General features: G+C 65.3%; 21 protein-coding genes, 1 tRNA gene and 1 pseudogene. 7 read left to right on the top strand and 16 right to left on the bottom strand.

Annotated features, from left to right (window positions below):
- The 8 genes from rbfA to R9B84_RS07595 form a co-directional block, all read right to left on the bottom strand.
- Positions 1-399, bottom strand: a complete 399-nt coding sequence (gene rbfA / locus R9B84_RS07630; protein WP_034184029.1) for a 30S ribosome-binding factor RbfA — start codon at positions 397-399, stop codon at positions 1-3.
- A 113-nt stretch (positions 400-512) separates the two neighbouring features.
- The gene (gene infB, locus R9B84_RS07625) at positions 513-3,452 is read right to left on the bottom strand and encodes a translation initiation factor IF-2 (protein ID WP_423759824.1); all 2,940 of its coding nucleotides are present in this window, start codon (positions 3,450-3,452) and stop codon (positions 513-515) included.
- Positions 3,453-3,543: 91 nt separating this feature from the next.
- On the bottom strand, positions 3,544-5,019 hold the full coding sequence (gene nusA, locus R9B84_RS07620; RefSeq protein WP_048020756.1) for a transcription termination factor NusA: 1,476 nt from the start codon (positions 5,017-5,019) through the stop codon (positions 3,544-3,546).
- Positions 5,019-5,477 carry a ribosome maturation factor RimP gene (rimP, locus tag R9B84_RS07615; RefSeq protein WP_011351796.1) on the bottom strand — a complete coding sequence of 153 codons (459 nt, stop codon included), beginning with the start codon at positions 5,475-5,477 and terminating at the stop codon, positions 5,019-5,021. The genes nusA and rimP overlap by 1 nt, the downstream gene beginning before the upstream one ends.
- A 459-nt stretch (positions 5,478-5,936) precedes the next feature.
- Positions 5,937-7,703, bottom strand: coding sequence for a 23S rRNA pseudouridine(2605) synthase RluB (gene rluB, locus R9B84_RS07610; protein ID WP_423759823.1), 1,767 nt, complete (start codon positions 7,701-7,703; stop codon positions 5,937-5,939).
- A 60-nt stretch (positions 7,704-7,763) separates the two neighbouring features.
- Positions 7,764-8,795 carry an SMC-Scp complex subunit ScpB gene (scpB, locus tag R9B84_RS07605; RefSeq protein ID WP_423759822.1) on the bottom strand — a complete coding sequence of 344 codons (1,032 nt, stop codon included), beginning with the start codon at positions 8,793-8,795 and terminating at the stop codon, positions 7,764-7,766.
- A gap of 272 nt (positions 8,796-9,067) precedes the next feature.
- Complete coding sequence (locus R9B84_RS07600; protein ID WP_423759821.1) at positions 9,068-10,270, bottom strand: pyridoxal phosphate-dependent aminotransferase; 1,203 nt, start codon at positions 10,268-10,270, stop codon at positions 9,068-9,070.
- Positions 10,271-10,345: 75 nt separating this feature from the next.
- Positions 10,346-11,248: a LysR substrate-binding domain-containing protein gene (locus R9B84_RS07595; protein ID WP_423759820.1), complete on the bottom strand. Its 903-nt coding sequence runs from the start codon at positions 11,246-11,248 to the stop codon at positions 10,346-10,348.
- Between the two features lie 431 nt (positions 11,249-11,679).
- Between R9B84_RS07595 and R9B84_RS07590 the strand changes: the two are divergent.
- Together R9B84_RS07590 and R9B84_RS07585 are read left to right on the top strand one after the other, a co-directional pair.
- A pseudogene (locus tag R9B84_RS07590) lies at positions 11,680-12,075 on the top strand (transposase); the annotation flags it as partial.
- A 202-nt stretch (positions 12,076-12,277) separates the two neighbouring features.
- Positions 12,278-12,529 (top strand): hypothetical protein, encoded by a 252-nt coding sequence (locus R9B84_RS07585; protein ID WP_423759819.1) that lies wholly within the window; start codon positions 12,278-12,280, stop codon positions 12,527-12,529.
- A 195-nt stretch (positions 12,530-12,724) separates the two neighbouring features.
- On the opposite strand, the gene R9B84_RS07580 is transcribed toward R9B84_RS07585, so the two are convergent.
- Positions 12,725-13,042, bottom strand: a complete 318-nt coding sequence (locus R9B84_RS07580) for a hypothetical protein (protein WP_006495354.1) — start codon at positions 13,040-13,042, stop codon at positions 12,725-12,727.
- A gap of 157 nt (positions 13,043-13,199) precedes the next feature.
- Between R9B84_RS07580 and R9B84_RS07575 the strand changes: the two genes are divergently transcribed.
- The 3 genes from R9B84_RS07575 to R9B84_RS07565 all read left to right on the top strand — a co-directional run bounded on the left by R9B84_RS07575 (position 13,200) and on the right by R9B84_RS07565 (position 14,809).
- The gene (locus tag R9B84_RS07575; protein WP_423759818.1) at positions 13,200-13,916 is read left to right on the top strand and encodes a YdcF family protein; all 717 of its coding nucleotides are present in this window, start codon (positions 13,200-13,202) and stop codon (positions 13,914-13,916) included.
- A gap of 220 nt (positions 13,917-14,136) precedes the next feature.
- Positions 14,137-14,415, top strand: a complete 279-nt coding sequence (locus R9B84_RS07570) for a hypothetical protein (RefSeq protein WP_011351789.1) — start codon at positions 14,137-14,139, stop codon at positions 14,413-14,415.
- Positions 14,416-14,551: 136 nt separating this feature from the next.
- Complete coding sequence (locus tag R9B84_RS07565; RefSeq protein ID WP_011351788.1) at positions 14,552-14,809, top strand: hypothetical protein; 258 nt, start codon at positions 14,552-14,554, stop codon at positions 14,807-14,809.
- Between the two features lie 41 nt (positions 14,810-14,850).
- Here R9B84_RS07565 and R9B84_RS07560 read toward each other — a convergent pair whose 3' ends face one another.
- The 4 genes from R9B84_RS07560 to R9B84_RS07545 form a co-directional block, all read right to left on the bottom strand.
- Positions 14,851-15,141, bottom strand: coding sequence for a putative quinol monooxygenase (locus tag R9B84_RS07560; RefSeq protein WP_423759976.1), 291 nt, complete (start codon positions 15,139-15,141; stop codon positions 14,851-14,853).
- A gap of 539 nt (positions 15,142-15,680) precedes the next feature.
- Positions 15,681-16,889, bottom strand: coding sequence for an outer membrane protein assembly factor BamC (gene bamC / locus R9B84_RS07555; RefSeq protein ID WP_423759817.1), 1,209 nt, complete (start codon positions 16,887-16,889; stop codon positions 15,681-15,683).
- Positions 16,890-17,029: 140 nt separating this feature from the next.
- Positions 17,030-17,106: transfer RNA gene (locus tag R9B84_RS07550), tRNA-Pro, on the bottom strand.
- Positions 17,107-17,266: 160 nt separating this feature from the next.
- The gene (locus tag R9B84_RS07545) at positions 17,267-17,980 is read right to left on the bottom strand and encodes a class I SAM-dependent methyltransferase (RefSeq protein ID WP_423759816.1); all 714 of its coding nucleotides are present in this window, start codon (positions 17,978-17,980) and stop codon (positions 17,267-17,269) included.
- A gap of 332 nt (positions 17,981-18,312) precedes the next feature.
- Between R9B84_RS07545 and R9B84_RS07540 the strand changes: the two genes are divergently transcribed.
- Entirely contained in the window at positions 18,313-19,191 is an 879-nt protein-coding gene (locus R9B84_RS07540) for a tyrosine-protein phosphatase (RefSeq protein ID WP_423759815.1), read from the top strand.
- Positions 19,192-19,539: 348 nt separating this feature from the next.
- Entirely contained in the window at positions 19,540-21,750 is a 2,211-nt protein-coding gene (locus R9B84_RS07535; RefSeq protein ID WP_423759814.1) for a hypothetical protein, read from the top strand.
- A gap of 81 nt (positions 21,751-21,831) precedes the next feature.
- On the opposite strand, the gene R9B84_RS07530 is transcribed toward R9B84_RS07535, so the two are convergent.
- The 3 genes from R9B84_RS07530 to pheT all read right to left on the bottom strand — a co-directional run bounded on the left by R9B84_RS07530 (position 21,832) and on the right by pheT (position 25,195).
- Complete coding sequence (locus R9B84_RS07530) at positions 21,832-22,245, bottom strand: MerR family transcriptional regulator (protein WP_423759813.1); 414 nt, start codon at positions 22,243-22,245, stop codon at positions 21,832-21,834.
- Between the two features lie 61 nt (positions 22,246-22,306).
- Positions 22,307-22,693: an integration host factor subunit alpha gene (locus R9B84_RS07525; protein ID WP_423759812.1), complete on the bottom strand. Its 387-nt coding sequence runs from the start codon at positions 22,691-22,693 to the stop codon at positions 22,307-22,309.
- 72 nt (positions 22,694-22,765) lie between these two features.
- Positions 22,766-25,195 carry a phenylalanine--tRNA ligase subunit beta gene (pheT, locus tag R9B84_RS07520; protein WP_423759811.1) on the bottom strand — a complete coding sequence of 810 codons (2,430 nt, stop codon included), beginning with the start codon at positions 25,193-25,195 and terminating at the stop codon, positions 22,766-22,768.
- Between the last annotated feature and the right edge of the window lie 86 nt (positions 25,196-25,281).

Genomic DNA, 25,281 nt, shown 5'->3' with positions numbered 1-25,281 from the left:
TCAGTCGTCCTTGGTGGGCGCGTCGGCCTCGTCGTCGTCCTTCGCACGCGTCGAGTTCGCTTCCTTGATCAGGCGCGACATTTCCACGGCCTTCTCGATCGTCTGGTCGTAGTGGAAATGCAGCGTCGGCACCGTGTGAATGTGCAGGCGCTTGAACAACAGGTTGTGCAGGTGACCGGACGCATGGTTCAGCGCCTCCTGCGTCTTTTCCGGATCGCCGGTGAGCGCCGTGAAGTAGACCTTCGCATGTGCGTAGTCCGGCGTGAGCTCCACGCTCTGGATGGTCACGATGCCGATGCGCGGGTCTTTGACCTCGCGCATGATGAGTTCGGACAGATCTCGCTGAATCTGGTCGGCGATCTGAACGTTGCGATTGGGGGAAGTACGTTTCCTGGACATGATCGATCCCTGATTCGTTTATCAGGATAATGCGGCCGCCTTTTGGCGGACCGCCATGAAAAATGGGCGGGACAAGCCCAAGCCTGCCCCGCCCATGAGCCGATACGCGACGATTACAGCGTACGCGCGACTTCGGTCACTTCGAAGACTTCGAACTGGTCGCCTTCCACGATGTCGTTGAAGTTCTTCACCGACATGCCGCACTCGAAGCCTTGCTTGACTTCCTTCACGTCGTCCTTGAAGCGCTTCAGCGATTCGAGCTCGCCCGTGAAGATCACGACGTTGTTGCGCAGCACGCGAACCGACGACGAGCGCTTGACGATACCGTCCGTGACCATACAGCCGGCGACCGCGCCGATCTTCGGCACCTTGAACACCTGGCGCACCTCGACCGTACCGGTGATGACTTCGCGCTTCTCCGGCGCCAGCATGCCCGACATCGCCGCCTTCACCTCATCCACTGCGTCATAGATGATGTTGTAGTAGCGGATATCGACACCATTGGCTTCCGCGAGCTTGCGCGCCTGCGCATCCGCACGCGTGTTGAAGCCGATGATGACAGCCTTCGATGCCGTTGCAAGGTTGACGTCGTTTTCGCTGATACCACCCACCGCGCCGTGCACGATCTGCACGCGCACTTCGTCGGTCGACAGCTTGAGCAGCGACTGCACGAGTGCTTCCTGCGAGCCTTGCACGTCGGCCTTGACGATAAGCGGCAGGTTCTGCACTTCGCCTTCGCCCATCTGCTCGAGCATGCTTTCCAGCTTCGCGGCCTGCTGCTTCGCGAGCTTCACGTCACGGAACTTGCCCTGACGGAACAGCGCGATTTCACGTGCCTTGCGCTCGTCCGGCAGCACGATCACTTCCTCGCCCGCGCCCGGCACTTCCGACAGACCCTGGATTTCGACCGGGATCGACGGGCCGGCTTCCTTCGTCGGCTTGCCGTTCTCGTCGAGCATCGCGCGCACGCGGCCGTAGGCCGAGCCCGCGAGCACGATGTCGCCACGATTCAGCGTACCGGACTGCACCAGGATCGTCGCGACCGGGCCCTTGCCCTTGTCCAGCTTCGCTTCGATCACGATGCCCTTGGCCGGCGCTTCGACCGGTGCCTTCAGTTCCAGCACTTCGGCCTGCAGCAGCACGTTCTCGAGCAGATCGTCGATGCCCGCACCCGTCTTCGCCGACACCGGCACGAACGGCGAATCGCCACCGTACTCTTCAGGCACGACGCCTTCCGCGACCAGCTCCTGCTTGACGCGATCGGGGTTCGCTTCCGGCTTGTCGATCTTGTTGATCGCAACGACGATCGGCACGCCACCCGCCTTCGCGTGGGCGATTGCTTCCTTCGTCTGCGGCATCACGCCGTCGTCGGCCGCCACCACCAGCACCACGATGTCGGTCGCCTTCGCGCCGCGTGCACGCATTGCCGTGAACGCTTCGTGACCCGGCGTATCGAGGAACGTGATGACGCCGCGCGGCGTATCGACGTGATACGCGCCGATGTGCTGCGTAATGCCGCCCGCTTCGCCCGCCGCAACCTTCGCGCGGCGGATGTGGTCGAGCAGCGAGGTCTTGCCGTGGTCGACGTGACCCATCACCGTGACGACCGGCGGACGCGGCAGTTGCTCCGCATCGGTGGTCGTTTCGCCTTCGACGAGCAGCGCTTCCGGATCGTCCAGCTTCGCGGCAACCGCGCGGTGGCCCAGTTCCTCGACGACGATCATCGCCGTTTCCTGGTCCAGCACCTGGTTGATCGTGACCATCTGGCCCATCTTCATCATCACCTTGATGACTTCGGAGGCCTTGATCGACATCTTGTGCGCGAGATCGGCAACCGACACGGTTTCCGGCACGTGCACTTCACGCACGATCGGCTCGGTCGGCGCCTGGAACGACGATGCGCTGTCCTGATGACGGCCGCGACCCTTCGGGCCACCGCGCCAGCCGCGGTCGACGCCGCCGCTCGAATCGCCGCGCGTCTTGATGCCGCGACGCTTCGCCGCGTCGTCCTGCCAGCCGCCCTTGCCTGCGCCCGGCTTCTTGTTGCGGTCGCCCGCGCCTGCCGGTGCCTGCGTCGTTGCCGGAGCAGCAGCGCCGGCCGGCTTCTTCACCGCCGGACGCGCCTGCGCGCCTTCCGGCTTCGCCGGCTTGTGCAGCGTGCCCTTCGCTTCAGCCGGCTTCGGCGGCTCGACCGGCTTCGGCGGCTCGACTGCCTTGACCACGGCCTTGCGGGGCGTGTTCATCATTTCGCGGATCGCGCGCGCTTCGGCCTCGGCGGCCGCACGGCGCTTGCTGATCTCTTCCTGCTCGGCGCGTGCCTTGTCCGCCGCCTCGCGGGCAGCATCCTCGGCCTTCTTCGCCGCTTCGCGCTGCGCCGCACGTTCGGCAGCCGCGCGGGCTTCGGCGGCCGCGCGCGCTTCGTCCTGCGCGGACTGCGCACTCGGCGCTTCCGGCTCGGCCGCGGCGGCCTGCTGCGCTGCCACCTGCTGCTGCGCCGCAGCGGCTTCGGCAGCGGCACGCTTCGCCGCCGCTTCTTCCTCGGCGCGACGGCGCTCGGCTTCAGCCGCTTCCTCGCGGGCGCGGCGCTCGGCTTCCTCGCGTTCGAGGCGCTCCTGGCGCTCGCGCAGTTCCTGCGCCTGCTTCTCGAGCAGCTCGGCCTCGCGGCGCGCTTCTTCCTCGCGACGCTTCAGTTCTGCATCGTCGTCCGCTTCGGCGACCTGCGCCTGACCCTGTTCCGCACCATCGCTCACGTCGTCGCGCTTGACGAACGTGCGCTTCTTGCGGACCTCGACCTGAATGGTGCGAGCCTTGCCCGTCGCGTCAGATTGCTTGATCTCCGACGTATGCTTGCGGGTCAGCGTGATCTTGCGCTTGTCGCCGTCGGTTGCGCCGTGCGACTTGCGCAAATGATCGAGCAGACGCGCCTTGTCCGCTTCGGACAGCGCATCGTCTTCACTCGCTTTCTGGACGCCCGCTGCCTGCAGCTGTTCGAGCAGCACACCAGCAGGCATTTTCAGTTCCGCGGCAAATTGGGCTACGTTGTTACTCGCCATTCATTCCTCTTAGTGCAAGGACCGATTCCTTGCGGTTAGCATCGGGTCAGGCCATACGGCCGCCATCAAATCAGTGCGCCATGGTCATTTCTCACTGGAACCAGTGTTCACGTGCTTTCATGATCAACGCCTTAGCGGCATCCTCTTCCATCCCGGTCAGGTCGACCAGTTCATCCACTGCAAGCTCCGCGAGATCGTCTCGCGTCTGCACGCCGTGTTCGGCCAGCTTCGCGAGCAACTCCGGCGTGATGCCGTCGAGGCTCTTCAGATCCAGCGCTGCGTTCTCTACCTTTTCTTCGTTCGCGATGGCCATCGTCAGCAGCGCGTCGCGTGCGCGGTTGCGCAGCTCATGCACGGTGTCCTCGTCGAACGCCTCGATTTCGAGCATTTCGTTGAGCGGCACGTAAGCGATCTCTTCGAGGCTCGTGAAGCCTTCGTCGATCAGGATGTCGGCAACTTCTTCGTCGACGTCGAGACGCGCCATGAACAGCGCACGCAGCCGGTCGCGCTCTTCACCCTGCTTCAGGGCGGATTCGTCCGGCGTCATGATGTTGATCTGCCAGCCGGTCAGTTCGCCGGCAAGGCGAACGTTCTGACCGCTGCGGCCAATCGCGACAGCCAGCTCGTTCTCGTCGACGACGACGTCCATCGAGTGCTTTTCTTCATCGACGACGATCGACTGGACTGCGGCCGGCGCGAGCGCGCCGATCACGAACTGGGCGGGATCCTCCGACCATAGCACGATGTCGATGTTTTCGCCACCGAGCTCGTTGCGCACGGCCTGCACGCGCGAGCCGCGAATGCCGACACAGGTGCCGATCGGATCGATCCGCTTGTCGTACGCGATGACGCCGATCTTCGCGCGCACGCCCGGGTCGCGGGCTGCCGCCTTGATCTCGAGCAGGCCCTGCTCGATTTCCGGCACTTCCATCTCGAACAACTTCATCAGGAACTCGGGAGCCGTGCGCGACAGCTCGATCTGCGGGCCGCGCGCGGTGCGGTCGACCTTCGCGATGTACGCGCGCACGCGGTCGCCCACGCGCAGGTTTTCCTTCGGGATCAGTTGGTCGCGGCGCAGCAGCGCCTCGACACGGCCCGATTCGACGATGAAGTTGCCCTTGTCGAGGCGCTTCACCGTACCCGTCATGATCTTTTCGCCGCGCTCGAGGTAGTCGTTCAGGATCTGCTCGCGCTCCGCGTCGCGCACCTTCTGCAGGATCACCTGCTTCGCGGCCTGCGCGCCGATGCGACCGAACTCGATCGACGGAACGGGTTCCTCGACATATTCGCCGACTTCGACGTCGGGCTTCTGCTCACGTGCTTCGAACAGCAGGATCTCGCGATCCGGCTCCTGCAAGCCAGCCTCATCGGGTACGACGAGCCAGCGACGGAAGGTTTCGTGCTCGCCGCTTTCGCGATCGATATGGACGCGGATTTCGGCGCCTTCGTCGAACAGCTTCTTGGAAGCGGACGCGAGCGCAGCCTCGAGGGCGCCCAGCACCACATCCTTGTCGACGTTTTTCTCGCGCGCCAGCGCATCCACCAGCATCAACACTTCGCGACTCATTATTTGCGGCTCCTAAAGTCAACTTGCGGAATCAGGCGGGCTTTATCGATATCGGCCAGCGTGAAATCCAGCATGGCTGCCTCGCCCTTCTTCCCCTCAAATTCCAAACCGATCGTTTCGCCATTCGGCGCGTGCAGAATGCCCCGGTACGTCTTGCGCCCGTCCAGCGGCTTTTTCAAGGTCACGGAAACTTCGCTGCCGGCGAAGCGCTCGAAGTCGGCCAGCTTCTTCAACGGGCGGTCGAGCCCCGGGGACGAGACTTCGAGCCGTTCGTAATCGATGTTTTCGACCGTCAAGACGTGCTGGAGCTGACGCGTGACCTTTTCGCAATCTTCGAGCGAGATGCCGGCAGGCTGATCGATATAGATGCAAAGCATGCCGCGCCCGGTGCGCTCGAGATCCACCAGCTCGTAGCCGAGCCCGGTGACCGTGGTTTCTATCAGTTCCGTCAGTTGCACTGTGTCCTCTCAGGTGTTCGCGCCCGCCGCTCGCGATTACACCCGCGGGCGCGCGCCTTAGCCGGCGCAGGAAGCGCTACCCGAGATGCCTAACCGTTTCAGCAAAAAAAAATGGGCGGAACGCCCATCTTCTTACTGGTGGTCGCACCTGAGCCGCACATTGAATCCGTACGCCCAGCGACTCCGCGATTATAGCGATTTTTGGCGCAAACGCCAAGCCAGCCGGTAAAAGCAGCGCGTCGCCTGCCTTTACGGACCGAAAATGCGAAATCGGACTGCCCGATCGACCGGCGCCATCCTGCCGCGCCGGAAATCGGCCATGCCGGCGGCCATCCAGCGGCACGCGGCATATATATACAGTCGAAAGCAATCAACGCGACGCGTCGTGCCGACAAAAAGCGGACCGATGCCGATCCTGCCGGCACGCCGGCGGCCTTGCGCCACCGCGTGCCCGAACGCTCAGCGGCTGCGCGTGCGACTGCGTTGCGGACGCTGGCCGCCACGCGGGCCGCCGCTGTTGCCGCCGCCTTCCGGACGATTGCCGTTCGGATTACGATTGCCGCCCTTGGCACCGCCGCGCTTGACGCCCGCGCTCTCGCGCTTGGGGCCTGCGCCGTATGACGCGCGGTTGCCATCGACATCACGGCCGCCGCCAGCGCGGTTCCCATCTCGGCCGCCGCCGCCCGAGCGGTTGCCATCGCGGGCGCCGCCAGCACGGTTGCCATAGCCCGACGGCGCGACCGGCAGGCTGCCGTAGCCGCTCAGGCCCGGCAGGCCCGGCCCGCCGCGACGGCCACCGCCGCGACGCGGCTGGTCGAGCTGCCCGTGCGTCGTCAGCACCGGCTCGCGGCCGATGAAGCCCATCGACGTCTGCATCGGATCGGGCTGGCGACGCTCGGCCTGGTCGGCACCGCCTCGCTTGCCCTTCTCCTCGGACGGCGCCTTCAGGCCGACGGTCGCCATCAGCTTGCGCACCTGCGCATCGTCGAGCTCCTCCCAGCGGCCGCGCTTCAGGCCGCGAGGCAGCGGGATCGGGCCGTGACGCGTACGGATCAGCCGGCTCACCATCAGGCCGGCCGCTTCGAACATCCGGCGCACTTCGCGGTTGCGGCCTTCGGCCAGCGCGACGTGATACCAGTGATTCGTGCCTTCGCCACCGCCGTCGCGGATGCGCAGGAAGTTAGCCGGACCGTCATCCAGCTCGACGCCGTGCAGCAGCTTTTGCCGGTTGCCTTCAGTAAGCTCGCCGACAACCCGCACCGCGTACTCGCGCTCCACGCTGTAGCGCGGATGCATGAAGCGGTTCGCGAGGTCACCCGAAGTCGTCAGCATCAGCAGACCTTCGGTATTGAAGTCAAGGCGACCCACCGCAAGCCATTTCGCCGTCTTCATCGGCGGCAGGCGGTCGAACACCGACGGACGGCCTTCCGGATCCGCGTGACTGACGATTTCACCCGTCGGCTTGTGGTACAGCAGCACGCGCGGCGGCTTGTTCGGCAGCTTGCGCTTGACCGGCTTGCCATTGATCCGCACCTGGTCGGTCGGCATGATGCGCTGGCCGATGTGCGCGGGCTCGCCGTTCACCGACACGCGGCCGGCGACGATCAGCTCTTCCATTTCGCGACGCGAGCCCATGCCCGCTTCCGCCAGCACCTTGTGCAGCTTCGGTGCGTCGTCGTCCGGCGACAGCACGCGCTTGTTCGCCGGCTGGCTGCGGCCGCGACGCAGCATCGGCGCACGCACGCCGCTACCGCCAGCGGAGTTGTCCGCGTCGAATGCGGGCGACGTCACGTATGCGAACAGTTCATCCTGGGACGCATCGCCTTCCGCCTTCGCCGGACCACCTTCAGACTTCGGCGCGCCGCCACGGCGGCCTTGGCCGCCCTGCGCACCCTGGGCGGCGCCCTTGGCCGCGCCTTCGCGCTTGCCGGCCGGCTTGCGGCCGCCCTTGGCCGCACCTTCCTTGCGCGGCGCGCGCGCGGGCTGCGCTTCGGCGGCCTCGGCCGGCTGGGCGTCCGCGCCCTCACCGCCCTGCGACTCGCCTTCGGCGCCCTTCGACTTGGCCGCCGCGCGACGCCGCGCGATCAGGCTACGCGGGCCTCGCCGCAGACCGCGGCGGGGACGCTCGTCGCCACCCTCGGCCGAAGCATCCTGCTCCGGTGCATCGTCGGCACGCGCTGCCTGCACGGCAGGCGCGGACGATTCAATATCGTGGATATCTGTCAAAACAACCTCAAAATGTCAGGTCTCGCGCCCGGCGCGGGCGCGGCAAGAAGTTGGCCGCGTTCAGGCGCGACGCTGTTCGGGTTCTGCTTCGTCGTCCGGCAGCGCGTCGGCGCCGATCGGCGCACTGGCGCTTCGTACGGCATCGGCGAGACTGTCGGACGTGTCGTCCAGCATCTCGCCGTCCGCGGGACGGGAACGGAAGGCGTCGGCCTGGCCAGCCTCGCCGGACATGTCGCCGGCCGCTTCCGCTCCGTCTCCGGCAGCCACTTCGGCGGCCGGCTTGCGATCTTCCTCGCTCCAATCCGCGCGCAGCGGCTCGGGCTGCACATTGGTCGGCACTGCTTCGGCACCAACCTGTTCCGTTTGTTCCGCTTGCCCGAGATCACCATCGAGCGTAGCGCGGTTCGGCATTTCCTGCATCGACGCGGCATCGCCCGGCAATCCGGCGGATGCTTCATCCGCGTGCGCTTGCGGCACGTCAGCCGCTGCGTCGCCGGCTTGCGGCGCGTCGTCGGCAACCGGTACGTCGCCGCCGAAGTCCATTGCCTGCTGCGCAAGCAGCGCGGCCTCGATATTCGCGGCCGGCTCTTCTAGCGCAGGCAGGTCGTCGAGCGCCTTCAGGCCGAGATCGTCGAGGAACTGCTTGGTCGTCGCATACAGCGCCGGACGTCCGGGCACGTCACGATGACCGATCACTTCGATCCAGCTGCGATCCTCGAGCTGCTTGACCACCTGCGTATTGACCGTGACGCCGCGAATCTCTTCGATGTCGCCGCGCGTGACGGGCTGCCGGTACGCGATGATCGCGAGCGTTTCGAGCACCGCGCGCGAATATTTCGGCGGCTTCTCGGGATGCAGGCGATCCAGATAGTGACGCATCGCCGGCTTGCTCTGGAAGCGCCATCCGGTCGCCAGCGCCACCAGTTCGACGCCGCGGCCGGACCAATCCTGTTTCAGATCTTCGAGCAACGTGCGGACCGTGTCAGCCGACACGCCGTCGGCAAAGAGCTTGCGCAAATCGCCGAGCTTCAGCGGTTCCTGCGCGCAGATCAAAGCAGTCTCGAGGACGATCTTCGCCTCTTGGGTATTCATGCAGCTAGGCCAGACCCTGTGGTCAAACGAACCGGATCAACAAACAGACGAAAGGAACGGAAGACGCGCTCGCCCGATTCTGATCGGTCATATTGATGGGAGCACGAACCGGGGGCGGCGAACCAACTTCAGGCCAGGCCCAAACCGGACGGAACAGCACGGCTCAACGACGGAACCGCGTGACTGAGCGCCATATTACGCAAAATTGCCCGGTGCGTAAAGATGAGCAGATTGGCTCGCCGCCAGTGCGCCGCGCCCGCTCCGGCCCCGCTTCAGCGGGCGGCCGCGCCGAGCGCGAGAAACCGGCGCAGCCGCTCGACGCCCGCATCGAGTCGCGCCGGATCGCATGCGTAGCACCAGCGCACGAATCCTTCCCCCTCCGGGCCGAATGCCCGCCCGGGCGCAAGCCCGAGCCCTGCGTCGCGCACCAGCGTCTTGCAGAACGCGAGACTGTCGGCCGCACCCGGCAATCGCAGGAACAGGTACATCGCGCCCGGCGGGGGTGGCACCTCGACGCCCGGCAGCGTCCGCAGCGCGGCGACCAGGTGATCGCGCGCGTCGCGCAGCGCCGCGACGAACGACCGTACGAACGGTTCGCCGTCGCGCAGTGCGACTTCGCCCGCGGCCTGCACGAAGCCGGGTGCACACGACGTGTTGTATTCGACGAGCTTCGACAGGTCGCCCATCACCGATGCCGGCGCAACGAGCCACCCCAGCCGCCAGCCCGTCATCGCCCATGCCTTCGAGAACGAATTCACGACAACGACCCGCTCGTCTCGCGAGGCGATATCGAGGAACGACGGCGCGCCGCCCTCGCCGAACGCGAGCCGTTCGTACACCTCGTCGGCTACCAGCCAGATGCCGTGACGGCGGCAATGGGCGAGCACCGCCTGCTGATCGTCGCGCGACATCGTCCAGCCGGTCGGATTGTTCGGTGAGTTGACCAGCAGCATCCGCGTTTCGGGCGTCAGCGCGGCGAGCAGTTGCTCGACATCGAGCCGCCAGCCGGCGTCGCCATAACCGAGCGGCACGCATTCGACCTGCGCGCCGAGGATTTTCGGAATCTCGACGAGATTCGGCCAGAGCGGCGTGACCGCGACGACGCGCTCGCCCGGGCCGACCAGCATCTGCGCGGCCAGCATCAGCGCGTTCACGCCCGAACTCGTCACGGCCACCGTGTCGGCCGCGGTCGCACCGTGACGCTCGCTCACGTAGGCTGCAATCGCATCGCGCAGCGGCGCCGTGCCGAGGTTGTGTGTGTAGAAGGTCGCACCATCGCGCAGCGCCGCCGTTGCCGCATCGCGGATGAAGTCCGGTGTCACGCGGTCCGACTCGCCGAACCAGAACGGCAGCATGTCCGGCACGCCGAAGCCGGCGTTCGCCACCTCCCGGATCAGCGACGGCCGCAGCGCGTGCACCGCGGCGCGCGCCGCCGGCTCGCCGGTCGCCAAGGAAAAATCTGAGGAATGCACCATCGAGAACCACCGTCGAGGAACACGATCCGCATAGTGTACCGACCCGCAAGCCGGGCAGTCGCACGTCCTCGCGCGTCAGTCGAGGTCTTCCGCCCTCGCCGGCATCTGCCGCACCAGCTCCCAGATCGCCTGCGCCGCAGGCGACAACGACCTGTCGCGGCGGCGCACCAGTTCGACGGTGCGCTCGGTACGCGGCGTGAGCGGCCGCGCGACGAGTGTCGAGCCGGCCGGCAGCGGCAATGACAGCCACGGCTGCACGCTCACGCCGACGCCGGCCTCGACGAGCCCGAACACGGTCGCCGAATGCCCGAGTTCCTGCATGACCGTTGCGTTGACGTGGTGGGCGGCCAGCGCGGCATCGATCAGCGGCCGGCTGCCCGACGCATGATCGAGGAGCACGAGGCGCTCGCCGTCCAGCGCCGTCCACGGCACCTCGGCACGCGCCGCGAGCGGATGGTCGGCACGCGCGACGAGGCAGAACGAATCGGTCATCAGCGGCTCGCAGACGAGATCGGCGACCATCAGCGGCCCGATCACGACGCCGAAATCGACTTCGCTCGACTTCACCTTGCGCAGCACGTCACTCTGCACGTCGTCGCGCAGGCCGAGCGTCACGAACGGAAACTGGCGCTCGCACGATGCCACCACGCGCGGCATCAGCCGGCAGGCGATCGTCGGGCTCGCCGCGACGATCACGCGCCCGCGGCGCTGCTCGCCGATCTCGCGAATCTCGCGCAGCGTGTCGTCCAGATCGTCGATCAGACGCGACACGCTCGCGATCAGGTTCGCGCCGACGTCGGTCAGTTGCACGTCGCGCGTCGTGCGGTCGATCAGCTTCAGCCCGAGCTCGGCCTCGAGCTCGCGTACGCAGCGGCTGACCGCGGACTGCGTGAGCCCGATCTCGTCACCCGCGCGACTGAAGCTCTTGAGCCGCGCTACCTCGATGAATACGCGAAGCTGGCGCAGCGTGACGTTCATCCCCTGACCTCATCAATCGTCGATATCGATTCGTAATTTTAATGCGTGAATCCGGCTTTGATGCGCGAATCCGGCACTGGCCGCACATGTTTCGCTGCGGTGCAATACACACGCAAACGCACGTAGCGCGGGCGAACTGCACAAGATTGGTGATTGTCCCGATTTGCTGGCGGGTTATTTTGGCGTCTTATACGCCCCTAGCTGACTTAGCCGTTAGCTCGCTGCCAAGCGGCTCTCGAGGGATTCGCCTCCGACATGGCACGCTTCGTGCGTTACCTGTCGTACAGGGCGCAGGTTTCGTCGGATGGAAAGGCAAAAACGCCGCTGCCGGCCAACCGGACGCCCCCACCCGGCACTCGACGATCGAGTGCTTGAAGAGTGCGCGGCGCAGGGCAGCGCACCGGAGTTAGCTTCGCTGAGGTGAGGACATGATGCTGTTCGACGATTTGAGAGATAACGAGTGGGCGCTGGTCGAGGGTCTGTTTTGCTCGGAACCCGCACGGAGTGAGCGGCGCGGCCGTCCCCGCGTGGAAGCCCGCTCGGTGGTGAACGCCGTGTTGTGGGTGCTGTCGACGGGTGAAGGCTGGTCGAAGCTGCCGGGCCGCTATCCGTCACCGCCGACCTGCCGCCGTCGCTTCGACGAATGGCAGGCGGACGGCACGCTCGCCGAAATCGTGAAGCGACTCGGCACGAGCGGCCGGCAAATCTCGCTGCGCGGGCGCATCGGCGCGAGCGCCGCGAAGCCGCCCGCACCGCCGAGCCGCGACCGGTTGCGCGGCGCCTTCTGGACCAATCCGGAATCCTGGCGCGCGCCCGTCAAGATGGCGTAACGAATGCTCGATCGGGCGGCTTCGGCCGCCCGGTTTCTTTCTGCGACGCGATCTTTTCGCGACGCCTGCGTTGCCGTCGATTACCGCTGTCGTGCCGCGATACATCTATTTACCAATATTTACAGCAAGCCTGCACTCCCGCGCTTACCTTAGCGATATATCAACAGGCCGCATCGACGGCTTGAAGGGAGCCCCCGCCATGAAACCAATGTCACTGCTCGTCGCATGCGGCATTGTCATTTCCCTGGCGCTGACCGCTCCAGCTCACGCCGACGATCGCACGAAACCACCCCATCGCCAGCAGGATCACGGCAACACGCTCCGTCAGCCGCCGTCTGCCGCCCAGTCCGGCCGGCAGACCGTGCCGCGCGGCGACCTGCGCGGCGACATCGCCAGCAATGCGCGTGCGCGCATCGGCTCGCAGCCGTCCGACATGCCGCGTCATCCTTAGTCCTGCCAATTTCAGGATTTCGTCAAAGAAAATGCCCGCTTTCGGGAACTGCGCCGCATGCGGCGAGTCACATCGTTGCCATGAGCACAGCGTGGCAACAGCAAAAGTATCCGGTATGCCCGTATCCTCGCGATACGGGCTTTTTTTTGGTGTCGCCGGCTCGCGCGGCGACACACCAGGCGGGATGGCCAGCCGCTACAGGCGGCTTTCGAGAATCGCCACGGCGCTCGCTTCGCTCAATGCGTAGTCGTCCATACGGCGATCGGTCCAGGAAAGTAATTTCTCGTCGCGCTCGAGGCGGGAAAATTCGGCTCGACCGCTGTCGGTCAGCACCGCGATATCCACCGGTGCGTGGAAACCCGGTGCGGGGGCAACGGTCTTCTGCCTGACCGTGTCCATCAGCCCGAGCGAACGGAGATACTCGAACACGCCCGGGCGGCGTGCCCACGGTACCTGGCGGTACTGCACTCGTCTCAATGCGTCGAGCACCGCTTCGTTGGAATACGTGGCCATCTCGATTCTTTCTTAAAGTGCAGCGACAATGCGAAGCGGCGCGCCGGGCAGGGTCTCCGCCCGCCGATACCGCCACCGATTCTGGAGGCCGACGTTCGGCGTCGCTTCAGGGCCGGATCGTCAGCCGTCCATAAAAAGACACCATACCCCAATCAAATTGATTCTGTTCGATTCATTTGTACTTCTCTTCATCTGTTTCATGCTCTGCCGCAAGCGGCGACGATTCATCGCGATCGCCGCCGTTGCGGTGTTCTGGCTGCTCGCGACAGGCTGGCTCGCCGCACCGCTGATCGCGTGGACCGAGGCAGGCGTCGTGCCGGTCGAGCACCCCGACATGCATGGGCGGACCACGCTGATTCTCATCGGCGCCGGCACGCATCGCACCGACTCCGGGCTGCAGCCGCCACCCGATGGCGTCGCGCGCATCCACAAGGTTGCGGCGCTCTATCGCGCGTGCCGGCAGCAGGCCGAACGCTGCACCGTGGTGATGTCGGGCGGCGACCCGCAGCATCACGGCGAAACCGAGGCGGCCGTATATGGACGCCAGCTCGTCGCGGAAGGCGTCGCCCCCGGCGACCTCGTTCTTGAACCGAACAGCCGCACAACCTACGAAAACGCGAAATTCACTGCGTCTATACTACGCCCACAGTATGACGACGCACGCATTCTCGTCACCTCGTCCTATCAGATGCGCCGCGCCCTGCTGGATTTCCGCCGATTCGGCGTCGATCCGCAGCCCGTTTATGCGAATCGCCGGCGCGCGCAAACGGGCTGGCTGCCACGCTGGCGCAATGTGGTCAACGCCGAGCAGGCGCTGCACGAACTGGTCGGCATCGCGCAATTCCACGTCTACCGATGGCTCGGGTGGTTCTGACGGCCGCGCGGAAACAGGAGCGAAATGGCAGCGCCGCCCGGGATGGCAGGCGCGTGACGAAGTGCGCGAAGTGTTGCGCGACTTCAACGCGGCCTTGCGTTGCGCCAAGATCCGGTGCACATTGATCCGTCACTTTTGTTACACTCGACACGCACTCGTTTGCAGTCGCCAGACAAAACGGCAACATTCGGGTTCATCACCACTTAGCGGAGGTAAAGCAATGAAGAAGACGTCCCTGGCTATCCTGGTAGCGATGTCGGCGCTGACTGGCGCAGCGTATGCGCAAGAGAGCACGGAAATCAAGACCATTACCGATCCGGCCAAGATCTCCGAGATCGAACAGCGCGCACAGGCGCTGCAGCAGCAGCAAGCGGCCGAAGCCGCTCAGCCGGCGATGCAGGAAGAGCATCACCACGGCAAGAAGGCTGCTCACCACAAGGCTGCTGCGAAGAAGGCCGGCAAGAAGGCTGCCAAGGCCGCAGACGCCGCCAGCCAGTAAGTTCGGCCGCACCGCACAAGTAAAAAGCCGAATCCGGGCAACCGGGTTCGGCTTTTTTGGTTGCGGCGCCCGCGCGCTGTGCTAAAGTCGCGCACCGAAATTTTCCACCCGTGCGCACCCCGGTGCGGAGGACAGCATGAGCAACATTCAACTCGACATCGAGTGGACCGAAGCCGCCACTCGCCAGATCAAGCAACTGATGCCCCGCGGCTCGGCCGACGCGTTTCTCGCGCTGCCGCCGATCGAGTGCCTGCCGATGGAGGGCGACGTGCTTTTCCTCGGCCCGCAAGGCAAGCAGCAACCGTTCATCGTCGCCGAGCGCCAGTATCATCACGACGGCGACGCCGACTGGACGATCATCCTGATCCTCGACGTACCCAGCACGTCGCACTGACGCGCCGCTGCGACCGGACACGTCCGGTCGCCCCACCCTGCTCAGACGAGCTTCGACAGCACGCGGATTTCGGAACTTTCGATCCAGTTCGCGGCTGCTTCCCGATACGCGAGAATGTGCGCGGAACGCGCATGGGCGGCCAGCGCCTCCTCGCTCTCCCAGCGCTCGACGAATACGAATCGCGCGGGCTCCTTCAGGTCCCGGTGCAGGTCGTACTGCAACGCACCGGCTTCGTTGCGGGTCGGCTCGACGATCCCTTCAAGCATGGTGCGCAGCTTTTCCTCGGCGCCCGGCTTCGCGACGATCAGCGCCACGACTGCAATTTCCGCCATTCCCGACTCCTTCATCCAGAAAAGTCCGAGAATACGCGAATCACGCATCGCCCGCGCCGATGCGACACTGCACGACGGCCCCAAAAAAATAGCCCGCGCTTCACAGAAGCGCGGGCGAAACCGTCGCCCTACGAGGATAGGCGACGGGGCCATCGAGATCCGCACGCTGGCGCGGATCGTCATCAGTTGCGCCAGCGCTTGTCGCGCCGGCATTTGAAGACGTCGATACCGTTGATCGGGCGCTCACGGCGCACCCCCCGGTATCTGACGCCAGCCTCCCTGTTCCAACAATTCCAACCTATAAAGCAGTTTGCGTGCCAGGCATCGGACGTCAATCACTTCATTGATTTATAAGGACAATTTTTTCGTCGTCGACAATGTGACACGCGTTCTGCCGCCGTAACGCACGGATGTTACGTAACGTCACGAGGAGGGACCGAATCTTTCGCACATGCGCGCGCAAGCTGCTCGCAAGCGAGCGGCCATGAAAAAAGCCCGCCGAATGGCGGGCTTTTCACTGATACGGAGAAACGTCGGGATCAGCGAAGCTGATTCACGAGCAGCCCCATGATCTGGCGAGCCGGCGACGACGAGTCGATCGCGCCCGAATCGTCGACGACCGCGACGCGCGTCTGGTCCGCCGTGAGCGCCTTCACGTTGACACGGTACTGCTTCGCCTGCTTTTCCTTCTTTCCGTGGAACAACTGGCTCCAGAAGCCCTGCTCGGCCGAGCTCAGATCCTTCGGATCGACGTAGCGCACGAAATACACGCCCTTCGAGCGATCGCGATCATCGACCGTGAAGTTCGCACGATCGAGCGCGAGACCGACGTGCAGCCACGACCGGTCGTACGGCTCGCCAAGCGTGACTTCGGACGGCACTGCCGCATCGGCCGCATCATTGCCTTGCGCCGACGTGCGCGAGACGTTCTGCGCGGCGATCGCGGCGGCAGCCTTCGACGATGCGTCGGTGTCGGCCTTCTTGTCCTTCGGCACCGCGTTGTCCTTGATGTTCGCGATCGGCGGCTCGCCGTTCTTCGCACGCTGCTCGTTCTGAGCGAGCACGGCCATCAGCCGCTTCAGGTATTCGGTCTCGAGCGCCGGATCGTTCGGCTTCGCCTCCCACTTGCTCGAATCGTTGTTCGAGCCGGTGATCGCCTCGCGCATCCCCTTCTGGCTGATGAACACGTAGGTGCCGCCGTTCGGCGCCGAGTCGAGACGCGTGCGGTACTTGTTGCGCTCGGCCGTCACGTACGAGTTGCCCATCGCCTTCGAGATCACGCTACGGATCAGGCCGTCGTTGATCTGCGGATGGGTTTCGTTCCAGTCGGTTTCCATCACGCCCTTGTCGCGCTGGTCGACGACGAGCAGGAAGCCCTGCTCCTGCCAGAAACGACGCACCTGCGGCCAGATGTCGGCCGGCTGCCTGCCGTCGATCACGAGCCAGCTTTCGGTGCCGTCGCGCTGGATATGCATGCCGGCCACGGCCGGAGCGACGGTGTCCAGCGCAGGCGCCGCCTGCTGGACCTGCTGAAGCGCAGACAGTGAAGTCGCGCCGCCCTGGGGCGGCAGCGAACGCTGATCGGCCGTCTCGTCGAGCATGTTGGGCGGCACTGCGAGCGACGCTTCCTTCGATTTCGAATCGCTCTTGTAGTCCACTTTCGTGGGCGACGACGTACCGCAACCGGCGACGAGCGCGCCGGTGGCGAGCACTGCAGCGAACCGCATGGTAAGACGAAGATCAGTCATGTTCGGGGAATCCTCTTCCGCTAAATCACGGCGCTTTCCGTGGATCAACCTTGCATTTTACCGGGGCCGCGCCGCGATGTGCAAAAAAGCGACCGGCAAGAAAAAACCCGCGTCAGCTCAAGCTGACGCGGGTTCTTGTCTGGTCGGGGCGAGAGGATTTGAACCTCCGACCACCTGCACCCCATGCAGGTACGCTACCAGGCTGCGCTACGCCCCGAAAGAAGAAAAGTATAACAGACACTTTTCAGATTTAGAATCGGGTCGCATGCATTTTGTGAATGTTCTTGTGAAATTTTTTGGCGCTACGGCACCGATACGGGTGGCAACGCACATCCCGGCACAATTCGCGCCCCGACCACACGGCGCCCGCATCGCATTCACCGCTTGCGCGCAACGCAGATGACCGTCAGGCCGACAACGCGATTGAACCGGAACATCGGCAACTCGACGCGACAGATCGCCTTGAGCAAGCCGTTGACGAGCGGATGGTGCCGGCGCAATTGCGACGCCGGCTCGCGCGGATGCCGACGCACCCGCTCGCCCAGCCGCAGAGCCGCCGCGAGCGGAAACGTGAGGCCGAAGTAATAGGCGCCGCGCTCGACGTCGAGCCCTGCACGACGAACCACATCCTCGAGACCGCCGATCGTATACCTGCGTTTGTGCTCGAGAAAATCGTCATGGCCGCTCCAGAGGAACTGGAACGCGGGAACCGTGATCAGGAACCGGCTGCCCGGAGGCGCCCCCTTCACGTACTGCGCCAGCAGCCCGACATCGTCGTCGACATGCTCGAGCACGTCCATCAGCAGAACGAGATCGGCATCGAATCGCTCGACGGACCGCCGAAAGTGGATGGGCTTGCCGGCCGTCTCCTCATCGGCATCGTCGGCGTAGCTCGTATCGACGCACCACGCTTCCGTCGCCTGCGTGCGTTCGAGCAAGTGCTTCGAGAAGAAACCGGAGCCTGCACCGACGTCGAGTATCCGGTTCGCACCCGACGCGCCCAGGAACCGACGGATCGCGCTCGCCTTCGACGCGTAGTACCAGTGATCGCCCACACCCGCACCCAATACGTCGACTTCCTTCAGATCCATGACGCTTCCCCGTGATGGCCAAGTGTTTTGATCCATACAGCCATGACGCCGATCTTACCTCGCCGTCGCCATCGATCGTACTTGTCGACGCAGCACGGCCCGCACCGGCAACCCGCATTCCTCCCTAATCGAAAAGGACGATGGCCGTTTCGCCGCGGATCGCTACCGTGCGGTAACCCGGCGCGAGATTGATGCGCACGGCGAACCGTCCGACTGCATGCCGATCGACCCGGGCCACCCCGGCTGTGCCGCGTCGCCCGCGATGCAGCAGGCGGCTCCGGTCACCAACGCGGTCGCGACGTCTTGTACCCGTCTCCGACACAGGGCATCGAATGCATCAGAAAAACGAAATATCCCGTCGACATTTTCTCCGGTTGGGCGCCGGCACCATAGGCATGGCACTGGGGAGCGCATCGCTTCTGTCGGCATGCGGCGGCGACTCGATTTCGGTCGCGCCGGTCATGACACCGCGGCTGGGTTCAGCGTCGAACTTTCGCGACACTGGCGGACCGGACGGAACCGGCTACGTGACGACCAGCGGCGCGGCGATGAAGAAGGGCATGATCTATCGCTCGTCCGCGCTCGCATTGTCCGCCGCGGACGTCGCGACCGTCGGCACGCTGGGCATCAGGCAGGTCTGCGATATGCGCACGCCCGCCGAGATCAACGCGCAGCCGGATGTGCCGCTGGCCGGCGCCACCTGGCAAAACCTCAACGTGCTCGGGGCCGCCAGTATCGGCCCGATTCCGACCACCGGCGCGACCGCAACCGCATTCATGCTGAGCATGTACCGGGCGTTCGTGACGTCGGACACCGCGCATGCAAGCTATCGCGCGTTGTTCACCGGCTTCGCCGATGCCGGAGAAAACCTGGTCCTGCACTGCACGGCCGGGAAGGATCGCACCGGCTGGGCGACCGCCATTCTGCACACGATCCTCGGCCTCTCTCAGCAAACGATTTTCGCGGACTACCTGCTGACCAACGTATATAGCGCATCCGGAATTGCCGCATCAGTCGCCCAGGCGCAAAAAGCCGGCGGGCAAAATGCGGCAGACATGATGACCGCGCTGCAAGGCGCGCACGCCGATTATCTGCAGGCGGCATTCGATCAGGTCACCGCGTCGTACGGCTCGATGACGTCGTACATCGTGAACGGCCTGCAACTCGACCAGGCGACGCTGAACGCCATCCGGCAGCACATGCTGGTCTGATCGGCCCCGCGGGCGGCCACGACGGAGCCCGGTCGCACGCTCGTTCCGACCGCATCGGCCGCGGCATCGCGAATCCGGTGAAACCCGCGCCGGCCAAGGCTGGCAGCGGGTTGGCCCGTTCACCGGAAAACACGTTGGCCGAGGGCCCGCACAAACCAAACGACCGTTTGATCCGGCCGCCCCGCCACCCCGAATCCGTTGTCCCGCAGCCCGCCGGCGCGCCGTGCCCGGACGCCCGTTGTTTGGTAACGCCGCTCTAGCGCGCTATGACACACTGCACGGCATCGACGCTCGCGCCGTGCAGTGGCGCGCGCCGCCGTCGATCACGACAAGACATGGAGACAGACGATGCGGAATGCGGTCCGGCGCGGCCATCGCTCGCCTTTGGCAATTTCCGACTGGATTTCCGGCCCGCGACGCGCGGCCGCCCCGGTCTCGCACAAGACATCCCGCGTGTTCGGCTGCGGCGCGCTGGCGCTCGCGTTGCTCTGCACCGGCTGTGCGGAATCGTCCGCGCAGCGCGACGGCAACGCGTCGGTCGCGTCGACGAAGATCGAGCGCACCAAAGCCGAACGCCTCGCCCGCGAGCAGCAGATCGCGCGCGCCGTGCCGTCGCTCGCATCGATCAGCCTCACGCAACCGCGCCCGTTCACGCTGCGCGACTCGGGCCAGAACGGCGCGATGACGTTCCTGCGCGACGTCGACTTCCGCATCGTCAACAACCTCGGCTTCTTCATCCATCAGTTGTCGGCCACGCTCGTGCCGACGCAGGCCGGCGCGCCGATCGTGTTCGACGATCCGACGAGCTTCGAGATCGACGTGCACGAAGGCACGGTCACGCTCGACAACGCGAAGCTGACCGCCCTCTTCAACACCTACATCTTCGGCTATCGCAATGCGCCGCTGCGCAAGCTTGCCGTGTCGGCCGGCGACGGCGTGATCCACCTGCAGGGCGAAATGCAGCGCGACGGCTGGGTGCCGTTCTCGCTGACCGGCACGCTCACGAGCCGCGGCGGCAGCCAGCTCGTGTTCCACCCGACCGGCGTGCGCGTGTCGGGCATCAACGCGCAGCCGGTGATGCACGCGGCCAACGTGAAGATGGCCGACCTGTTGAAGGTCCAGACGCCGATCGCGCAGCTCGCCGGCGACGATCTCGTGATGTCGGTCGACAAGCTGATGCCGCCGCCGCGCCTGAAGCTCACGATCACCGCGCTGCGCGTGACGCCGGCCGGCCTCGACCTCACGCTCGACGACGGCACGCATGCCGGCTTCGCGATGCCTGCGAACGCGCCGCAGCAGGCGATGGTCATCCGCGGCGGCGACGTGAAGTTCATGCGCTCGATGCCGATGAACGCGGACATCCTGATCGGGCCGGTCGATTCGACGAAGCGCGACCAGAATTTCGTGTTCGACCTGTATCACTATCGCGACCAGGTGTCGGCCGGTTATTTCAATTTCGACGAAAGCGGTGCGATGGCAATCCGCATGCCTTCGTACACGGGCCCGGCCAGCGGCGCGCTGCTCGGCAATGCGGCCGCGCGCCTGAACGACAGCTTCCTCGCCGCGCAGCAGAATGCGCTGCGCGACGTGCGCCAGCACTGGGAAGCCTACGCGCTCGCGGCGGACACGGCGCGACCCGGCATGCAGAAGGTCGCGATGCGGCGCACGTCGACGACGCCGTTCAACGAGCGGCACGTGTCGAACCGCAACCCGACGATCCATCTGCGCAACGTCGACTTCAACCTGTCCGGCGATATCGGCTTCCATGTCGAGGATCTCGACGTCGAGCTCGTGTCGAAGCGTCCCGGCGAGCCCATCGATCTCGACGATCCGAACCAGTACGACATCCGCATCCTCGGCGGCACGGTCGTCGAGTCGTGGAAGGCGATGTCCGCGCTCTTCAACAACTATTTGCTCGACTACTCGCCGCGCTCGCTGAACGACCTGCAGCTCAGCGCGGATGGCCAGGACCTGCGCGTCCAGGGCGGCATCAAGCTGTGGAATCATGTGCCGGGCGTCTGGCTGCCGACCGACATGAAGGGCTCGCTGACGGTGCTGGACGACCGGCACCTCGCGTTCAAGCCGTCCCAGGTGTCGGTGCTCGGCATTCCGCAGGCGAAGCTGCTGCGCTCGCTCGGCATCGAGCTCGCCTCGTTGACGCCGCTGCAGCGGCGCGGCGCGGAACTGCGCGGCGACACGCTCGTGCTCGACCAGTACACCGTATTCCCGCCGCCGGTGCTGAACGGCAAGCTCGGGCAGGCAACGGTCGAGCGCGACGGGCTGCGCCTCACGTTCCGGCGTGCGGCGGGCGCGCCCGCGCCGAAGCGGCCGCAGATCGATGCGCCGAGCTACATGTGGATGGAAGGCGGCGACATGAAGATGTTCAACGTGCTCGAACTGAACGTGCGCGCGCTGATCCGGAATTCGGCCGAGGCCGGCCCGATGCGCTTCGACCTGTACGGCTACCGCAACCAGGTCGCGCAGGGCTCGGTGCGAATGCTGCCGGACGGCACGCTGGTCGTCGACATGGGACAGAAGAATCCGCTCGCGTCGCGCTGATCCGTGTGCGCATCATGCATGAAAAAAGCCCGGTGGCACTTCGCCAACCGGGCTTGTCATTTCATCCTTCGCGCTGTGCGCTCAGTCGTGCTTCAGTCCGTCGATCACGTCGAGCAGCGCCTGCCGCAACGCGAAGACGTCGACGGTTGCGCCCGGCTTGCCCGGCACACGCGCGTCGGCGGCCTGCACCTCGGGTTCGACCGGCTCTGCCGCGGCCCGCTCGCCGCCCGGCGAATCGAGCCGGTTGCGCGCGCCGTTGATCGTGAACCCCTGCTCGTACAGCAGCTCGCGAATCCGCCGGATCAGCAGCACTTCGTGATGCTGGTAATACCGACGATTGCCGCGCCGCTTCACCGGCCGAAGCTGAGTGAATTCCTGTTCCCAGTAACGCAGCACATGCGGCTTGACCCCGCACAGTTCGCTGACTTCACCGATCGTGAAGTAGCGCTTCGCGGGAATCGGAGGCAAAACGACTTTCTCAACCGTGGTGGTCATCGTCGGTTAACCGTCGGTAAGGGTGCGCGGCGGCCGCGCGGGGACGTCAGCGCGCGGGACGTTACTCCGTGCCGTTTTCGACCAGCGCCTTCAGCTTCTGGCTCGCGTGGAAGGTTACTACCCGGCGGGCCGCGATCGGAATCGCCTCGCCCGTCTTCGGGTTGCGGCCCGGACGCTGCGGCTTGTCGCGCAACTGGAAATTGCCGAATCCCGACAGCTTGACGCTTTCGCCGTTTTCGAGCGCGTCGCGGATCACTTCGAAAAACGCCTCGACCATGTCCTTCGCTTCACGCTTGTTCAGCCCGACGCTGTCGAACAGCAGCTCCGCCAGTTCCGCTTTCGTCAGCGTGGGCGTCTCGGTGGACACCGGCGCAGAAGCGTCGCGGTTCATGGCGCTGCGTTGCGCCGTCAGGAGGGCTTCGAATTCACTCGAGGTCATGTCGTTCATATCTGCCATACAGCGCGTTGAATCAAAACTTACGATCGGAAAAAGCCGCCCGCGAGCGGGCGGACCCTCTCCTTAGCCGCGCAGGCGCGCACCGGCGCGAGCCATCCGCTCGACCAGCGTCTGGATCGCCTGATCGACGACCTCGTCCTGTAGCGTGCCAGCCGCGTCCTGCAGCGTCACGCGGAAGGCAAGGCTCTTCTCGTGCGCGGCAAGACCACCGGAAGTATTTGATTTTGCACGAAATTCGTCGAAGAGTACAACCTTCTGAACGAATCGGCAGGCCTCTTCTGCAAGCGCCTTCTTCATTTCGTCGAAAAGTGCCTGAACCTCGACCGCCTGATCGACGACAACGGCGATATCGCGACGTACCGGCGGGAATTTCGACACGTCGGTCGGCGCGGGCAGCGCACGCGCAATCAGCGCATCCGCATCGATCTCGAACATCACCGGCGCGTGCGGCAGCTCGTACTTCTGCATCAGGCGCGGGTGCAGCTCGCCGATCCAGCCGACCGCGCGGCCATCGACCTCGATCCGCGCGCTGCGGCCCGGATGGAGGGCCGGATGCTCTGCCTTCACGAAACGTGCGGCCGCGGGCGCGAACAGTGCCTCGAGATCGCCCTTCACGTCGAAGAAATCGACCGCGCGAGTCGCTGCGCCCCACTGCTCGTCGAGTACCGGACCGTACGCGAGCGCGCCGACACGCTTCGGCTGCGCATGACCCTCGACAGCCAGCTCGCCGGCCTTCACCGACGGATCGGCGAGGAACACGCGGCCCGACTCGAACACGCGCACGCGATCGGCGCGGCGGTTCAGGTTGTGGCGCAGCACGGCGATCAGGCTGCCGAACAGCGTCGTGCGCATCACCGAAAGCTGGCTCGCGATCGGGTTCAGCAGCCGGATCGGGTTGTCGTTGCCCGCGAAATCGTGCTCCCACTCCGCATCGACGAAGCTGAAGTTGACGGTTTCCGCATAGTCGCGCGCGGCAAGCGCGTGACGGATGTCGTGGATCGAGCGCCGCGTCTCGTTGGTCGCACGCATTTCGCTCGTCGCGACCGGCGGACGCGCGGGGATCTTCTCGAAGCCGTAGATACGCGCCACTTCCTCGATCAGGTCTTCCTCGATCTCGATGTCGAAGCGGTGCGACGGCGGCGTGACGAGGAACGCGTCGTCTTCACGCTCGAACGACAGGCCGAGGCGCGTGAAGATGCTGGCGATTTCGTCGGCGCCGATCTTCACGCCGATGATGCGGTTCGCGCGCGACACGCGCATCTTCACCGGCGCGCGCTGCGGCAGGTTCACGGACTGATCGTCGACCGGGCCGGCCTTGCCGCCGCAGATCTCGAGAATCAGTTGCGCGATGCGTTCGACGTGCTCGACGGTCGTCGCGTAATCGACACCGCGCTCGAAGCGATGGGCCGCATCGGTCGAGAAGTTGTACTTGCGCGCACGGCCGCGAATGCTGTCCGGCCACCAGAACGCGGCTTCCAGGTAGATGTTGGTCGTGTCGAGCGTGACGGCGGTGCTGTCGCCACCCATGATGCCGGCCAGGCTTTCGACCTGGCGGTCATCCGAAATCACGCCGACCGTTTCGTCCAGTTCGACCGTGTTGCCATTGAGCAGCTTCAGCGATTCGCCGCGCTTGCCCCAGCGCACCTCGATGCCGCCGTGGATCTTGTCGAGATCGAACACGTGCGACGGGCGGCCGAGCTCGAACATCACGTAGTTCGAGATGTCGACGAGCGCGGACACGCTGCGCTGGCCCGAACGCTCGAGGCGCTCGACCATCCACTGCGGCGTCTTCGCGTGCGCGTTCACGCCACGGATCACGCGACCCGAGAAACGGCCGCACAGATCCGGAGCCGCAATGCGCACCGGCAGCGTTTCGTCGAGCTCGACGCGCGCCGGACGGATGTCGACCGGCGTCAGCGGCGCGCCGGTGATCGCGGCCGTTTCGCGCGCGATACCGAACACGGACAGGCAGTCGGCCTTGTTCGGCGTCAGCTTGATTTCGAAGATCGTGTCGTCGAGATTGAGCGTCTCGCGGATGTCCTGACCGACCGGCGTGTCTTCCGGCAGGATCAGCAGGCCGCTGTGGTCCTCGGACAGCTTCAGCTCGCGCGCCGAGCACAGCATCCCCTGGCTCTCCACGCCGCGCAGCTTCGACAGCTTGATCGCGAACGGCTTGCCGCCCTCTTCTGCCGGCGGCAGTTCTGCGCCGACCAGCGCGACCGGCACCTTGATGCCGGGCGCCACGTTCGGCGCACCGCAGACGATATTCAGCGTCGCGCCAGTGCCGGCGTCGACCTGGCAGACATTGAGCTTGTCCGCATCCGGATGCTTGACGACTTCGAGCACGCGGCCGACGACGATCTTCGACGTCGGCGGCGCAGCCTTGCTCAGCGATTCGACTTCGAGCCCCGCCATCGTCAGCGCATGCGACAGTTCGTCGGTCGTGAGCTGCGGGTCGACAAAGGTTCTCAACCAGGATTCAGGGAATTGCATGGATGTCTACGTTCGAAACAGGTTAGATCGACGCCCGGGCCCCATCGGATCGTCCGTCGGGGCGTGCGCGGGCACAGGTCGGCGCG

Origin of the sequence: Burkholderia sp. NLJ2 (genome assembly GCF_049487195.1) — a bacterium.
GTDB lineage: Bacteria > Pseudomonadota > Gammaproteobacteria > Burkholderiales > Burkholderiaceae > Burkholderia > Burkholderia pyrrocinia.
Note: the sequence above shows the minus strand (reverse complement) of the source record. Positions and strands in the feature narration are given on the sequence as shown.